The 14,836-nt window shown below is 73.1% G+C and carries 13 protein-coding genes and 1 pseudogene; 9 read left to right on the forward strand and 5 right to left on the reverse strand.

Features of this window, described 5'->3' with window-relative positions:
* The 7 genes from OFY01_RS08135 to OFY01_RS08165 all read left to right on the forward strand — a co-directional run.
* Nucleotides 1-309, forward strand: a 309-nt coding sequence (locus tag OFY01_RS08135) for an AtuA-related protein (protein WP_456115285.1), incomplete at its 5' end; no start/stop codon positions are given.
* Nucleotides 306-1,925 (forward strand): acyl-CoA carboxylase subunit beta, encoded by a 1,620-nt coding sequence (locus OFY01_RS08140; RefSeq protein ID WP_266597773.1) that lies wholly within the window; start codon nucleotides 306-308, stop codon nucleotides 1,923-1,925. The genes OFY01_RS08135 and OFY01_RS08140, both read left to right, overlap by 4 nt.
* Nucleotides 1,926-1,937: 12 nt before the next feature.
* The gene (locus tag OFY01_RS08145) at nucleotides 1,938-3,869 is read left to right on the forward strand and encodes an acetyl/propionyl/methylcrotonyl-CoA carboxylase subunit alpha (protein WP_266597793.1); all 1,932 of its coding nucleotides are present in this window, start codon (nucleotides 1,938-1,940) and stop codon (nucleotides 3,867-3,869) included.
* Nucleotides 3,866-5,032, forward strand: a complete 1,167-nt coding sequence (locus OFY01_RS08150) for an acyl-CoA dehydrogenase family protein (RefSeq protein WP_266597775.1) — start codon at nucleotides 3,866-3,868, stop codon at nucleotides 5,030-5,032. Before OFY01_RS08145 ends, OFY01_RS08150 begins: the two co-directional genes overlap by 4 nt.
* A gap of 29 nt (nucleotides 5,033-5,061) precedes the next feature.
* Nucleotides 5,062-5,817 (forward strand): enoyl-CoA hydratase family protein, encoded by a 756-nt coding sequence (locus OFY01_RS08155; RefSeq protein ID WP_266597777.1) that lies wholly within the window; start codon nucleotides 5,062-5,064, stop codon nucleotides 5,815-5,817.
* Nucleotides 5,805-6,383, forward strand: a complete 579-nt coding sequence (locus OFY01_RS08160) for a TetR/AcrR family transcriptional regulator (protein ID WP_266597779.1) — start codon at nucleotides 5,805-5,807, stop codon at nucleotides 6,381-6,383. Before OFY01_RS08155 ends, OFY01_RS08160 begins: the two co-directional genes overlap by 13 nt.
* A gap of 30 nt (nucleotides 6,384-6,413) precedes the next feature.
* On the forward strand, nucleotides 6,414-7,004 hold the full coding sequence (locus OFY01_RS08165; RefSeq protein WP_266597781.1) for a hypothetical protein: 591 nt from the start codon (nucleotides 6,414-6,416) through the stop codon (nucleotides 7,002-7,004).
* Between the two features lie 64 nt (nucleotides 7,005-7,068).
* On the opposite strand, the gene OFY01_RS08170 is transcribed toward OFY01_RS08165, so the two are convergent.
* The gene (locus OFY01_RS08170) at nucleotides 7,069-8,193 is read right to left on the reverse strand and encodes a citrate synthase 2 (protein WP_266597783.1); all 1,125 of its coding nucleotides are present in this window, start codon (nucleotides 8,191-8,193) and stop codon (nucleotides 7,069-7,071) included.
* A 248-nt stretch (nucleotides 8,194-8,441) separates the two neighbouring features.
* On the opposite strand from OFY01_RS08170, the gene pdxH reads away from it, so the two are divergent.
* The gene (gene pdxH / locus OFY01_RS08175) at nucleotides 8,442-9,158 is read left to right on the forward strand and encodes a pyridoxamine 5'-phosphate oxidase (RefSeq protein WP_266597794.1); all 717 of its coding nucleotides are present in this window, start codon (nucleotides 8,442-8,444) and stop codon (nucleotides 9,156-9,158) included.
* 48 nt (nucleotides 9,159-9,206) lie between these two features.
* Here the strand turns inward: pdxH and OFY01_RS08180 are convergent, their stop codons facing one another.
* Both OFY01_RS08180 and OFY01_RS08185 read right to left on the reverse strand, forming a co-directional pair.
* A complete protein-coding gene (locus OFY01_RS08180) occupies nucleotides 9,207-10,073 on the reverse strand; it encodes an alpha/beta fold hydrolase (RefSeq protein WP_266597785.1) in 867 nt (288 codons plus the stop codon).
* Between the two features lie 333 nt (nucleotides 10,074-10,406).
* A complete protein-coding gene (locus OFY01_RS08185; RefSeq protein WP_266597787.1) occupies nucleotides 10,407-11,099 on the reverse strand; it encodes a metal-dependent transcriptional regulator in 693 nt (230 codons plus the stop codon).
* Between the two features lie 241 nt (nucleotides 11,100-11,340).
* Here OFY01_RS08185 and OFY01_RS08190 point away from each other — a divergent pair, with 241 nt between their 5' ends.
* A complete protein-coding gene (locus OFY01_RS08190) occupies nucleotides 11,341-12,135 on the forward strand; it encodes an SIS domain-containing protein (RefSeq protein ID WP_266597789.1) in 795 nt (264 codons plus the stop codon).
* 73 nt (nucleotides 12,136-12,208) lie between these two features.
* Here OFY01_RS08190 and OFY01_RS08195 read toward each other — a convergent pair whose 3' ends face one another.
* The gene (locus tag OFY01_RS08195) at nucleotides 12,209-13,582 is read right to left on the reverse strand and encodes a PAS domain-containing protein (protein WP_266597791.1); all 1,374 of its coding nucleotides are present in this window, start codon (nucleotides 13,580-13,582) and stop codon (nucleotides 12,209-12,211) included.
* Between the two features lie 485 nt (nucleotides 13,583-14,067).
* Nucleotides 14,068-14,836 (reverse strand): annotated as a pseudogene (locus OFY01_RS08200) (transporter); the annotation flags it as partial.

The following is a 14,836-nucleotide window of genomic DNA, read 5'->3' on the forward strand; positions in this document are numbered from 1 at the left end:
CTCGTCGCCGGCGCCCGCAGCGGCGACAAGGGCGGCGACGCCAACGTCGGCGTCTGGGCGCTGAGCGGCGACGCCTGGCGCTGGCTCGCCCACACCCTCACGGTCGACCGGATCAGGGAACTGCTGCCGGAGAGCGCCGACTTGACCGTCACCCGCCACGTGCTGCCGCATCTGCGCGCCCTGAACTTCACCGTCGAAGGCATCCTCGGCGAGGGCGTCGCCGCGCAGGCGAGGTTCGACCCGCAGGCCAAGGCCCTCGGCGAATGGCTGCGCTCCCGCCACCTCGACATACCGGAGGCACTCCTTTGACCGTCCTGGCCAGCGCCCTGGACACCCGGTCCGACGACTACGCCGCCCACCGCGCCGCCCTCCTCGACAAGCTCGCCGCCCTCGACGCCGAACACGCCAAGGCCGTCGCGGGCGGCGGCGAGAAGTACGTGCAACGGCACCGCGAGCGCGGCAAGCTGCTCGCCCGCGAGCGCATCGAGCTGCTCCTCGACCCGGACACCCCGTTCCTCGAACTGTCGCCGCTCGCCGCCTGGGGCAGCGCCTCCCCCGAGTACACGGTCGGCGCCTCGCTCGTCACCGGCATCGGGGTGGTGGAGGGCGTGGAGTGCCTGGTCACCGCCAACGACCCGACCGTGCGCGGCGGGGCCAGCAACCCGTGGTCCCTGAAGAAGGCGCTGCGGGCCAACGAGATCGCGTACGCCAACCGTCTGCCCTGCGTCTCGCTCGTCGAGTCAGGCGGCGCCGACCTGCCGTCGCAGAAGGAGATCTTCATCCCGGGCGGCGGGATCTTCCGCGACATCACCCGGCTCTCGGCCGCCGGAATCCCCACCGTCGCCGTCGTCTTCGGCAACTCCACCGCCGGAGGCGCGTACATCCCCGGCATGTCCGACCACGTGATCATGGTCAAGGAGCGGGCCAAGGTCTTCCTCGGCGGGCCGCCGCTGGTGAAGATGGCCACCGGCGAGGAGAGCGACGACGAGTCGCTCGGCGGCGCCGAGATGCACGCCCGCACCTCCGGGCTCGCCGACTACTTCGCCCTCGACGAACAGGACGCCATCCGGCAGGCGCGGCGTGTCGTCGCCCGCCTCAACCACCGCAAGGCGTACGCCGATCCGGTCCCCGCCCCGGCCCTGGCCCCCGCCCCCGTGTACGACCCCGAGGAACTGCTCGGGATCGTCCCGGAGGATCTGAAGGTGCCCTTCGACCCGCGCGAGGTGATCGCCCGGATCGTCGACGGCTCCGACTTCGACGCGTTCAAGCCCCTGTACGGGCCGAGCCTCGTCACCGGCTGGGCCGCCCTCCACGGCTACCCCGTCGGCATCCTCGCCAACGCCCGGGGCGTGCTGTTCAGCGAGGAGTCGCAGAAGGCCGCCCAGTTCATCCAGCTCGCCAACCAGCGCGACATCCCGCTGCTCTTCCTCCACAACACCACCGGCTACATGGTCGGCAAGGAGTACGAGCAGGGCGGCATCATCAAACACGGCTCGATGATGATCAACGCCGTCGCCAACTCGCGCGTGCCGCACCTCTCCGTCCTCATGGGCGCCTCGTACGGCGCCGGGCACTACGGCATGTGCGGGCGCGCCTACGACCCCCGCTTCCTGTTCGCGTGGCCCAGCGCCAAGTCCGCCGTGATGGGGCCGCAGCAGCTCGCGGGCGTCCTGTCGATCGTCGCCCGCCAGTCCGCCGCGGCCAAGGGGCGGCCGTACGACGAGGAGGCCGACGCCGGGCTCCGCGCCATGGTCGAGCAGCAGATCGAGGCCGAGTCGCTGCCGATGTTCCTGTCCGGGCGCCTGTACGACGACGGCGTCATCGACCCCCGCGACACCCGCACCGTCCTCGGTATCTGCCTGTCCGCGATCCACACCGCACCGTACGAGGGCGCCCGCGGCGGCTTCGGCGTCTTCAGGATGTGACCTCCGATGACTCTGCTCACCAGTGTTCTTGTGGCCAACCGCGGCGAGATCGCCTGCCGCGTCTTCCGCACCTGCCGCGACCTCGGCATCCGCACGGTCGCCGTGCACTCCGACCCCGACGCGGACGCCCTGCACGTACGCGAGGCCGACCTCGCGGTACGCCTTCCGGGCGCCACGCCCGCCGACACCTACCTGCGCGCCGACCTGATCGTGAAGGCCGCCCTGGACGCCGGGGCCGACGCCGTGCACCCGGGGTACGGGTTCCTCTCCGAGAACGCCGACTTCGCGCGCGCCGTCACCGACGCGGGCCTCACCTGGATCGGGCCGCCGCCCGAGGCGATCGAGGCGATGGCGTCGAAGACGCGCGCCAAGGAGCTGATGGGCGTCGCGGCACTGAGCGCCAACGCCGTGACCGAGGCGGATCTGCCGGTGCTCGTGAAGGCCGCCGCCGGGGGCGGCGGGCGCGGGATGCGGATCGTGCGCGAACTCGACGCTCTCGGTGGGGAGGTGGCGGCCGCGCGGGCCGAGGCGCTGTCCGCGTTCGGTGACGGGACGGTGTTCGCCGAGCCCTACGTGGAAGGCGGGCGCCACGTCGAGGTGCAGGTCCTCGCCGACACGCACGGCACCGTGTGGCTGCTCGGGACGCGGGACTGCTCGCTGCAGCGGCGGCACCAGAAGGTGGTGGAGGAGGCGCCGGCACCGTATCTGACGCCCGGTGTATCAGATGTCCTGTACGAGATGGCGGGGCGCGCCGTGCGGGCCACCGGCTACGTCGGCGCCGGAACCGTCGAGTTCCTCGTCGCCGGCGAGCGGGCGCACTTCCTGGAGATGAACACCCGGCTCCAGGTCGAACACCCTGTCACCGAGGCCGTGTTCGGCATCGACCTCGTCGCGCTGCAACTGCGCGTCGCCGAGGGGGAGCGGCTGGCCCCCGAACCCCCGGCGCCGCGCGGCCACGCCGTCGAGGCCCGCCTCTACGCCGAGGACCCGGCCGCCGGCTTCGCCCCGCAGACCGGCACCCTGCACCGGCTCGACGTGCCGGGCGGCGCGCGGGGCGGGCAGGGCGTGCCCGGCGCGGCGGGCTCCGTCCGTCTCGACACCGGCTACACCGACGGCGACACCATCGGCGTCCACTACGACGCCATGCTCGCCAAGGTCGTCGCCCACGCGCCCACCCGCGCCGCCGCCGTGCGCACACTCGCCGGGGCCCTGGAGCGCGCCGAGGTGCACGGCCCGGTCACCAACCGTGACCTGCTCGTCCGCTCGCTGCGCCACCCCGAGTTCACGGACGGCCGCATGGACACCGGGTTCTACGAGCGCCATCTCGCCGAGCTGACCGCCCCGGAACCGGACCCCCACGCGCCGCTGGCCGCCGCCCTCGCCCAGGCGGCAGGGGGCGGCGACCGCCGCTTCGGCGGCTTCCGCAACGTCCCCTCCCAGCCCCACGCCAGGCGCTACCGCACCGAACCCGACGGCACCGAGCACGAGGTCCGCTACCGGCACACGCGCGCCGGGCTCGCCGCCGACGGCGTCCGGGTCGTACGCGCCGCGCCCCACCTCGTCGTCCTCGAAGTCGGCGGCGTACAGCGGAAGTTCAAGGTCACCACCTACGCCGGCCGGGGCGGCGGAGGCGACCAGGTCTACGTCAACGACGTCGCCCTCACCGCCCTGCCCCGGTTCACCGACCCGAGCGACCAGCAGACCCCCGGCTCGCTGCTCGCGCCCATGCCCGGCACCGTCGTCCGCGTGGCCGAGGGGCTCGCCGAGGGCGCCGCCGTCACCGCCGGGCAGCCGTTGATCTGGCTGGAGGCGATGAAGATGGAGCACCGCATCTGCGCTCCCGCCTCCGGAACGCTCACCGCTCTGCACGCCGCCGTCGGCCGCCAGGTCGAGGTCGGCGCCCTGCTCGCCGTCGTACAGGTCGCACAGGAGGAACCGTCGTGAACGCTCCCGTCCTCGAAACCGAAGAGCACCAGGCCCTGCGCGCCGCCGTCGCCGCACTCGGCAAGCGCTACGGCCGCGACTACATGACCCGCGTGACCGGCGCCGAAGGCCACCCGGAGGAACTGTGGTCAGAGGCGGCCAAGCTCGGCTACCTCGGCGTGAACCTGCCGGAGGAGTACGGCGGAGGAGGCTGCGGGATATCCGAACTCTCCATCGTTCTGGAGGAATTGGGGGCGGCCGGCTCGCCGCTGCTCATGATGGTCGTCTCGCCCGCCATCTGCGGCACCGTGATCTCCCGGTTCGGCACGAAGGAGCAGAAGCGCGCCTGGCTGCCCGGCCTCGCCGACGGCAGCCGCACCATGGCCTTCGGCATCACCGAACCGGACGCGGGCTCCAACTCGCACCGCATCACGACCACCGCCCGCAAGGACGACGACGGCACGTGGCTGCTGTCCGGCCGCAAGGTGTTCGTCTCCGGCGTCGACATCGCCGACGCGACGCTCATCGTCGGCCGCACCTCCGACGCGCGCACCGGCCGCCTCAAGCCGTGCCTGTTCATCGTGGCGCGCGACACCCCCGGCTTCGGGCGCCGCCGGATCGACATGGAGCTGCAAGCACCGGAGAAGCAGTTCGAGCTGACGTTCGACGACGTGCGGCTGCCCGCCGACGCGCTCGTCGGCGACGAGGACGCGGGTCTGCTCCAGCTCTTCGCCGGGCTCAACCCCGAGCGCATCATGACGGCCGCGTTCGCGATCGGCATGGGCCGGTACGCCGTCGCCCGCGCGGTCGCGTACGCGCGCGAGCGCACCGTGTGGAAGGACGCCATCGGCGCCCACCAGGCCATCGCCCACCCGCTCGCCCAGGCCCACATCGAACTGGAGCTGGCCCGCCTGATGATGCAGAAGGCGGCGCGGCTCTACGACGACGGAGACGACGTCGGCGCCGGAGAGGCGGCGAACATGGCGAAGTACGCCGCCGCCGAGGCGTGCGTGCGCGCCGTCGACCAGTCCGTGCACACGCTCGGCGGCAACGGCCTCACCCGCGAGTTCGGCCTCGCCTCGCTCATCACCGGGTCGCGGGTGGCGCGGATCGCGCCGGTCAGCCGGGAGATGATCCTCAACTACGTCTCCCACCAGACGCTGGGCCTGCCCAAGTCGTACTGAGCCCGTTCCCTCGCGTCGAAGGAGCCCGCATGCCCGCCGACCCGCCCCAGGCCCCGCCCGTCCGCACCACGCACACCCGAGGCGTCACCACCCTCGCCCTCGACGCGCCCGAGCGCCGCAACGCCCTCTCGTCGGCGCTGGTCGACGGGCTCGCGGCGGAACTCGGCCGCGCGGAGCGGGACGACGACGTACGGGCGGTCGTCCTCACCCACACCGGGTCGACGTTCTGCGCGGGCGCCGACCTGCGCGACCCGCCCGACCCCGACGCCCTGGTGGGCCTGCTCCGCCGGATCGTCGAGCTGCCCAAGCCGGTGGTGGCCCGCGTCGACGGCCACGTACGGGCGGGCGGCCTCGGCCTGCTCGGGGCGTGCGACATCGCGGTGGCCTCGCACACGTCCACGTACGCCTTCACGGAGGTGCGGATCGGAGTGGCCCCGGCGGTGATCTCGCTGCCGCTGCTGCCCCGCCTCGACCCCCGCGCGGTCGCCCGCTACTACCTGACCGGGGAGCGGTTCGACGCGGCGGAGGCCGCCCGTATCGGCCTGGTCACGGCGGCGGGCGCGGACGTCGACGAGGAGCTCGCCCCGGTCCTCGCCGGACTGCGGGCGGCCTCGCCCCAGGCCCTCGCCGAGACGAAGAGACTGCTCACGGTTAAGGTCCTGGAGACCTTCGACCGGGACGCGCGGGCGCTGACGGCGCTGTCGGCGCGGCTCTTCGGCTCCGCGCAGGCCCGCGAGGGCATGACGGCCTTCCTCGAACGACGGGACCCCGCATGGGCGTTGTGACCCCACCCAAACAGGACCGCTCGCGCGCGACCCGGCAAAAGCTCCTCCAGTCGGCGGTGGCGTGCCTGGCCGAACGCGGCTGGTCCGGCTCCACCGTCGCCGTGGTCGCCGAACACGCCGGGGTCTCGCGGGGCGCGACACAGCACCACTTCCCGACCCGCGAGGACCTGTTCACGGCGGCCGTGGAGTACGTGGCGGAGGAACGCTCCGAGGCGCTGCGCGCCCTGCGCCCCGAGGGCCGGGCCCAGGCGGTCGCCGCGCTCGTCGACCTCTACACCGGCCCGTTGTTCCGCGCGGCGCTGCACCTGTGGGTGGCCGCGTCGAACGAGCCGCAGCTCGGCGAGCGGGTGACCGAGCTGGAGGCCAGGGTGGGCCGCGAGACCCACCGGATAGCGGTGCGGCTGCTCGGCGCCGACGAGTCGCGCCCCGGCGTCCGGGAAACGGTCCAGGGCCTCCTGGACATGGCCCGCGGCCTGGGCCTGGCCAACCTGCTCACGGACGACGCGGCGCGCCGCGACCGGGTCGTCGCCGAGTGGGCGGACATCGTGGACCGGGTACTGGACTGATGGCGCACGAAAGGCGGTCGGGGGTCCGGCATGGGTGACTGGTTCCAGCGGATCGTGGACGTGGACGCGACGGAGGAGGATGCCGCTCGGCTCGGCGCCGACGTCGAGCGGTGGCTGATCGAGCGCGGCGTGATCGTGGCCGAGGAGGACGACTGCGTGCTCAGCGCCGACCGCGGCCACCGGCCGGGACCACGCGTCGAGGAAGTCGTCGAGCCCACCCGGTCGGAGGACTGGAAGCGGCTGTGGACCTGTGGCCTCGCGGTACGCAGGGGCCGTGCCGTGTTCGACTGCGGTCAGGGCGAGGCGCGGTCCGTCACCTGCCCGCGCTGCGCGCTGCGCATACGGCTGCTGGACGAGCGCTGGGAGCCGTTGGAGGACGTGTGGTCGCCGTTCTCCGACGCGGTGGGGCTCTGGTACCGCACCGGCGCGGCCGACGTGACGTGCCCCGGTTGCGCGGCCGGGGTCCCGTTGCGTGAATGGCAGTGGGAGGACGACTGCTTCGCCCTCGCCCACCTCGGCCTGGAGTTCTGGAACTGGCCACGGCTGACCGACGCGTTCGTGAGCGAGGTCGCGCGGCGACTCGGCGGGCACCGGGTCCTGCACATGGCGGGCAAACTGTGAGCGGGCGCGGCCACGGGACGGACGTCGTCCTCACCGTGGCCGCCTGCGTACGGGCTTTTCGGGTCTACTGGGAGATGTCCGCGTAACCGTCGATCTCGCGCAGGCTCCGCGACGGCGGCCCCACGTACCGGGCCGACGGCCGGACGAGCCGTCCCGTCCGCTTCTGCTCAAGAATGTGCGCGCTCCACCCGGCGGTACGCGCGCACGTGAACATGGACGTGAACATGTGCGCGGGCACCTCCGCGAAGTCCAGCATGATGGCCGCCCAGAACTCCACGTTCGTGGCCAGCACCCGATCCGGCCGCCGCGCGTGCAGCTCCGCGAGCGCCGCCTTCTCCAGCGCCTCCGCGACCTCGAAGCGCGGCGCGCCGAGCTCCCGCGCGGTGCGGCGCAGCACGCGCGCACGGGGGTCCTCGGCCCGGTAGACGCGGTGGCCGAAGCCCATGAGCCGCTCGCCCTTGTCGAGGGCCCGCTTCACGTACGCCTCCGCGTCCCCGGTCCGCTCGATCTCCTCGATCATGCCGAGGACACGGGAGGGCGCGCCGCCGTGCAGCGGCCCGGACATGGCGCCCACCGCACCCGAGAGCGCGGCGGAGACGTCGGCTCCGGTGGAGGCGATGACGCGTGCGGTGAACGTGGACGCGTTCATCCCGTGCTCGGCGGCGGACGTCCAGTACGCGTCGACGGCCGCGACATGCTTGGGGTCGGGCTCCCCGCGCCAGCGGATCATGAACCGCTCGACGATGGTCCGCGCCTTGTCGATCTCGCGCTGCGGCACCATCGGCCGGCCCTGCCCGCGCGCGGACTGCGCGACGTAGGAGAGGGCCATGACGGCGGCGCGGGCCAGGTCGTCGCGGGCCTGCTCGACGTCGATGTCGAGCAGCGGTTTCAGGCCCCACACGGGGGCGAGCATGGCGAGCGCGGACTGGACGTCGACGCGGATGTCGCCGGAGTGGACGGGGATCGGGAACGGCTCGGCGGGCGGCAGGCCCGGGTCGAAGGCGCCGTCGACGAGCAGCCCCCACACGTTGCCGAACGAGACGTGGCCGACCAGCTCCTCGATGTCGACGCCGCGGTAGCGCAGGGAGCCGCCGGCCTTGTCCGGTTCGGCGATCTCCGTCTCGAACGCGACGACACCTTCGAGACCGGGTACGAAGGAGGGGTCGGGGCCGGGGGCGAGGTCGGACATCAGGCGGCTCCTCTGCACGCGCGGACGGTTAACTGGCGGGTAACGAGTGCGGTTTCTGGACCATAGCCTTCGGTGCCACAGAAGGCGAGAGGTAGCGGCACTGAGTGCCATGGTTCACCCTGCGGGCGCCCGTTCGTGGCATCCGGTCCACGTGCGACAGGGGGTGTACGGCAGGATGGGGCGCCGTGAACGACCACGACGACCGTGACGCCCCGGCCTCGCACGCCCCGGCCCCCGACCTCTACGCCATGCGGGAGGCGTACGGAGCGGACGGCGACGCGGGGCTCCTCGAATCCGACCTGGCCCCGCACCCCATGGAGCAGTTCGCGCGCTGGTTCCGGGAGGCGGCGGCGCCCGGCTCCCCGCTCTCGGAGCCGAACGCGATGGTGGTCTCCACCGCCGACGCCGAGGGCCGCCCGAGCTCACGCACGGTGCTCCTGAAGTGGTACGGGACCGGGGTCGACAGGTCTGACAGGTCCGACAGGTCCGACGGGGGCGACGGCTCCGACGGGGGCGCGGGGGCGGACGGCGGGTTCGTCTTCTACACCAACTACGGCTCCCGCAAAGCCCGCGACCTGGCGGCCAACCCGAACGTCGCGCTGCTCTTCCCGTGGCACGCGATGAGCCGCCAGGTGATCGTCACGGGCACGGCGGTCCGTACCTCGCGCGAGGAGACCACCGCGTACTTCAGGTCGCGCCCGCACGGCTCCCAGCTCGGCGCGTGGGCCAGCGCCCAGTCCACGGTGATCGCCTCCCGCGCCGAACTGGACGCGAGCTACGAGGAACTGACCCGCCGCTACCCGCAGGACGCCCAGGTCCCGGTCCCGCCGCACTGGGGCGGCTACCGTGTCACCCCGCACCAGATCGAGTTCTGGCAGGGCAGGGCCAACCGCCTGCACGACCGCCTGAGGTATGTGCGGGCGCACCACGGGGGCCCCTGGAGAACCGAGCGGCTGAGCCCCTGAGGGCGGACGCCTCGGGGCGCCGGGAGCGGCACCGCCGGGCCCGCGCCCTCAGGGCGGCGTGAGCACCCCGGTCAGGAACGGCTCGACCCGCTCCCGCCAGGCGCCGGGCCGGTCGTGGTGGACCAGGTGCCCGGCTCCGTCCACCTCCGCGTACACGCCCTGGGCCAGGACCCGGACCATCTCCTGGGCCTCCGCGCGCCCCAGCTCCCCGTCGAGCCCGCGCACCACCAGCGTCGGGCAGCGCACCTGGGCCAGCTCGTCCCAGTGCGCGTCGTGCACCCACGTCGACCGGGCCTGGAGCATCTGCCGCGGCGAGAACACCGGCCGCCAGCCGTCCGCCGACTCGGCCATCACCTCCGCGTAGAACTCGCCGCGCGAGGGGCTCGGCCGCTCCACCCAGGGGTCGTCCTCGCCGAACCACTTGCGTACGTCCGCGAGCGTCGCGAACGGCAGCGGCCACGCCTTGAACCAGTCCTCCCACTCGCGCTGCGACGCGGCTCCGAGCGCGGACGCCCGCATGTCGCAGATGACGAGCCCGCACACGAGATCGGGACGTCGTGCCGCCAGCTGCCAGGCGGTGAGCGCGCCCATGGAGTGGCCGACGAGGACGGCGGGGGCGAGGCCCAGCTGGATCAGCGCGGCCTCCGCGTCCCGCACGTACGCCTCCCGGTCGTAGGGGCCCTCGGCCGGTTTGTCGCTGCGGCCGTGACCGCGCTGGTCGAGGGCGACGGCCCGGTGCCGCTGGGCGAGCCAGCGGGCGGTGTCCGCCCAGTGGGACGCACGGCCCATCAGACCGTGCAGCAACAGGATCCCCGGGGGCCGCCGCCCGTCCTCGCCCGTCTTGGGCGGGTCGGCGAACTCCCAGGCGGCCAGGCGGACCCCGCCTGCCCCGGTCACGTCGATGCGCCGTGCCATAGGCCCTGCACCCCCTTGTGCTCGGGTCGTGCCCGTGCGTACCCGGTCACGTTATCGAACCTGTTTTCGAAAGCGGGGTTCTCTCCCGCAACACCCCTCCTTCGAGTGACATCGCTCAAGGAATGACACGCGCAGCCGAGGGGATCTCTTCAACGGGGGACGGACCGCTCGGGGAAAACGGTCCGAGGGGAATGACCCTGAGAGCTCGGGGCTCCGGGTCAGCACAGGGGAGGACAGGCCCCGGCGCCGCAAGGCGCCGGGGCCCTCCGCGCGCAGGGCCCGATCCGTGACATGGCGCCCCCGATCCATACCCGCCCCCTGCGGCGCCGAGGGTCAGCGCTTGGCCACGAACACGTGCGACGCGATGTCCGACTCCAGCTCCGCGGCCTCACCGCTGCTGCCCACCAGCACACCGCCCGGCGACTGCGTCACGCTCACCACCGCACCCGGCTGCACCCCGGCCCGCCGCAGCGTGTACATCAGCTGTGCGTCCGTCTGGATGGGCTCGCCGATCCGCCGCACCACGACCGTCTTGCCGTCGGGGCCGGCGTCCAGGTCCGACAGCGACACCATGCCCTCGTCGAGGAACGGGTCCGCCCCGTCCTTCTCGCCCAGCTCCTCAAGGCCCGGGATCGGGTTCCCGTACGGAGACTCCGTCGGGTGCCGGAGCAGCTCAAGGACGCGACGCTCGACGGCCTCGCTCATCACGTGCTCCCAGCGGCACGCCTCGGCGTGCACCTGCTCCCACTCCAGCCCGATCACGTCGACGAGCAGACACTCGGCGAGCCGGTGCTTGCGCATCACACGGGTCGCCAGACGGCGGCCCTCCTCCGTCAGCTCCAGATGGCGGTCGGCGGCCACGGCCACCAGGCCGTCCCGCTCCATCCGCGCCACGGTCTGGCTGACGGTCGGCCCGCTCTGGTCGAGCCGCTCGGCGATCCGGGCGCGCATGGGGACCACACCTTCCTCCTCCAGCTCGAGGATGGTGCGGAGGTACATCTCCGTCGTGTCGATCAGTCCGGACATACGTGCCCCTCGTGTAGCTGTGTAGCTCTCCGGCTCCGCGGCGCCGCCCTCCGGCTCGCCGCGTCGCCCGTGCGTCGGCCCTGTCCCCAATTCTGACGCATCCCACTGACAACCGTGCCGTGCCGGGGAAACCACGGCCCCGCGCCGCCACGTGACCCTCCGAGACCGTATTGACACGGCTATGGTCCAGACCGCACCGTGATCCGCGACACGCACGCCGAGCACACGAGGGGTCCCGCCGATGAGCGAGAGCAAGCTGGCCGCGCAGTACCTCGACGCCGCGATCGGCCTCCTCGAACGGGTGCGCGACGAGGAGACGGGGAACATCGCCGCCGCCGGAGCGCTGCTCGCCGACACCGTCGCCGACGGCGGCCGCCTCTTCGCCTTCGGCGCGGGGCACTCCTCGCTCGCCGCCCAGGACATCGTCTACCGGGCCGGCGGCCTCGCCCTGATGAACCTCCTCGCGGTGCCCGGCGCCGTCGGCGTCGACGTCGTCCCCGCCACGCTCGGCTCCGCGCTGGAACGGGTCGACGGGCTCGCCGCGGCCGTCCTCGACTCCAGCCGCGTACGGGCCGGTGACGCGCTCGTGATCATCTCCCTGTCCGGACGGAACGTCCTGCCCGTCGAGATGGCGCTCAACGCCCGCGCGCTCGGCCTCAAGGTCATCGGCGTGACCTCACTCGCCTACGCGACCGGCCCCGACGCCCCGAGGTCCCGGCACGCGTCGGGCACGTACCTCAAGGACCACTGCGACGTCGTCCTCGACTCCAAGATCGGCGTCGGTGACGCGGAACTCACCTACGAGGGCGTGGCGGCCCCCTTCGCCCCCGCCTCCACGGTCACCACCAGCGCCCTGGTCCAGGCGATGCTCGCCGACTGCACGGCCGACCTGGCCGACCGCGGCATCGAGCCCCCCATGCTGCGCTCGGGCAACATCGACGGCGGCCACGACTGGAACGCCAAGGTCTTCGACGAGTACGGCGACCGGATCTTCTACCTCCACCGCGGCTACGGTACCGCGCACCGGCGGCACTGACCGGCGCCGCCGACCGGCTGACCGGCTGACCGGCTGACCGACCAGCGCCGCCGACCGGCAGCACCGGCGCGACCTAGGTGCAGGCGCCCGACAGGTCCACCGCCGTGGCGATCCGAGCCGCCACGCTCTCCGCGTACACCAGGTCCGCCTGCTCGAACCGGCCCCGCCCCGCGCCCCGCGCGAACGTCACGACGCCCAGCGTCCGCCCCCGGCTGCGCAGCACCGCGCACAGCCCGTACACGGTCCCCTCGGGCCACTGCAGAGCCGTCGCCCACGCCCCACCGGCCCCGCCCGCACCACCGTCCGCACCGGCCCCGGGCGCGGAGGCCCGCACCGACCCCGCCCGCTGCACGCACTGCAACGCCGGATGCCCCTCCGCGTACCGCAGCGGCAGCGCGCCGCGCAGCGGGAGCAGGCCGGACCCCGGCTCACCGGAGGGAGAGGCCGCGGACCGCACCAGCCGTGGCGGTTCCTCCTCCGCCAGCAGGTCGAGCAGGGCGTGATCGGCGAAACCGGCCAGCGCGAAGTCCATGTGCAGCGCCGCCGCCTCGCCGGGGTCCTCGCACTCGGCGGCCGCCCGCGCGGCGCGGTGCAGCTGCTGCGTCCTGAAGCGCAGCCGTGTCGCCTCCTGCTCGGTCCGCTTCGCCTCGGTGATGTCCTGGAACAGCCATCCGACGCCCAACGGCACCGGCTCCTCGGCGAGCGGTGACGCGAGCCGCACGAACCCACTGCGCCAGCACCGGCGCTCGCCCTCAGCGCCGGGCCGCCGCACGGTCACCCACACCTCGATCGGCGTGGGCGCCCCTTCGGCGAGCACATGCGCCAGGGCCCCCTCCAGCTCCTCCGCGCCCTGGGAGACCAGATCCCCCAGCGGCCGCCCGAGCACGGCCGAACGCCCGGAGCCGAACATCGCGGCGGCCCGCGCGTTGACGACGGCGGGCCGCAGGTCGGCGTCGACCAGCACGACGCCCCAGCTCGCATCCTCGAACAGGGCCTCGCTCAGCGCGATCGACCGCTCCAGATCGATCTGCGCGTGCACCTCGCTGAACGCGCAGTACACCCCGGCGGGCTCCCCGCCGGGCCCGCGCACGGCCGCCGACTGGGTCCGTACGAGCACCCGGCCGCCGTCCTTGGTCAGCAGCGCGAACTCGTGCACCTGCCGCCCGTGCGCGTGCATGGCGGAAAGCAGCCGCTCCTGGACCTCCTGCGCGTCGGCCGGCCGTACCGCCCAGCCCGCGAACCCCTGCCGCCCCACGGCCTCCGCCGCCGACCAGCCGAGAATCCGCTCGGCCTCCCGGTTCCAATGGGTCACGACCCCTTCGGCGTCGAAGGCGCACAGGGCCGCGTCCATCCCGTCGAGCAGCGCGGCCAGGAGATCGGCCCCGTCCGGCTCGGGCTCGTCGGGTCCGACCGCGTCGGTGGTCCCCCTACGCCGGGAAGCACTCACCTGGCACCCCCTGCAGGCTGTGACGGCATGACAATTCCCGCACAGTTCACCTTCGACTGCGCGTTCCGCTCCAGATCATTCAACTCGAACGTGACGCATCCCACAGGTACTTCGGTCAACTTCACGGAATCCCCAGGGCCCGTACCTCCAGCATGCCTCCGTCACGGTCCGTCCCCGCATCCGGGGAAAAAGCCGTTGAACGGGATGCCGGGCGAGCCTAGAGTTACGAGCACACGAGAAGGGAGGTGGTTCGGCACATGTATGACAACCGGACGCGTGAGGTGACTGCGGGCTAGCGGCCCGACGTCGCATCTCGAATTCGGCGCCGGACCAGCACGCGATCTTGCGTGCAGTCGGCCCAATTCCCAGCAGTCACCCGACCCGCGAGCCGCCGGTACGTCCGGCCGGCTTCCGACCGTCTCGTACGGGAGGAACCACGGCTCGCGGGTCGTCTGCTTTCCGGGCCCTTGTCCGCGGGCCCCTTCTCACCCCTTGCTGACCGCCGCCAGGATCTCCGGCAGACGGGCCGCCGTGCGCGGGGCGGCGAGGCGGAGGCCGAGGAACGCCGTGCCCGCGCCGTACGCCGTGCCGATCGGCAGGACCGTCCAGGTGAAGACCGACGCGCCCTGCGCCGCGTGGAGCGTGATCGTCAGGGCCAGGACCGGGGAGCAGATCAGGGCCGCCGCCACCATGCCCCCGAAGATCGAGATCCAGGCCAGCCCCGCCTGCCCCGGCACCACGTTCTTGTAGCCCTCCTGCGGGATCGAGTACGGGAACCGTGCCGAGGTCCACGCCCCGGTGGCCAGCATCGCGCCGAGCAGGGCGAAGGAGAGGCCGAGCACCTCGGGCAGGTCCGCCCAGGCGTGCAGCATCGCGGTCGTGACGACCGTGACCAGCGTCGCGTAGGGCAGTGTGACGAGGAGCAGGGCCAGGGCGCGGGCGCGCAGCTCGTCGTAGGCGTCCCTGGGTGAGGCGATCGTCGTCGCCACTATCCAGAACGCCGAGGTGTCCTGGCCGAACTGGTTGTACATCTGGATGCCGAGCATCCCCGAGGCGAAGCACGCGAAGTAGACGGAGCCGGTGCCCTGGAGGGCGTTGAAGACCGGGACGATCAGGCCGATGGCCAGGGACGTGACCCAGGCCGCCTTCGTCTTCGGATCGCGCCACACATAGCGCAGGCTGCGGTCCATGACTGTGGCCGTGCGGCCAGTGCGGCCGGGGCGGCCGGGGCGTTCCGCGCGGGCTGTGCGGCCC

The sequence above is a fragment of the Streptomyces beihaiensis genome (genome assembly GCF_026274175.1).
Classification (GTDB): Bacteria; Actinomycetota; Actinomycetes; order Streptomycetales; family Streptomycetaceae; genus Streptomyces; species Streptomyces beihaiensis.